Raw genomic sequence first — 300 nt, forward strand, 5'->3', positions numbered from 1 at the left:
TGACGCCTGCTTCGGCCAGCCAGCGATTGATGGTCTTGAACAATTGGCGGGCCAGTTGATGCTGCTCCAGCAGGTGGCGGAAATTCATGATGGTGGTGCGGTCCGGCAAGGCGCTATCCAGGGATAATCGGGCAAACAGACGCATGGAGGCGATTTCGTACAGAGCATCTTCGATCGCGCCATCGCTCAGGTTGTACCAATGCTGCATGCAGTGAATGCGTAGCATGGTTTCCAGCGGATAAGGTCGCCGGCCATTACCAGCCTTGGGGTAAAACGGCTCGATGACTTCCACCATGTTTT

Annotated in this window: 1 protein-coding gene; it reads right to left on the reverse strand. The window is 55.7% G+C overall.

All coding sequences use genetic code 11. The annotated features are described in order from the left end of the window. The coding region (locus ACLHZ1_RS20740) for a transposase (RefSeq protein WP_427263557.1) at positions 1-300 on the reverse strand (300 nt) is incomplete at both ends.

The organism is Aeromonas sobria, assembly GCF_050266975.1.
In the GTDB taxonomy this organism is placed as follows: Bacteria; Pseudomonadota; Gammaproteobacteria; order Enterobacterales; family Aeromonadaceae; genus Aeromonas; species Aeromonas sobria_B.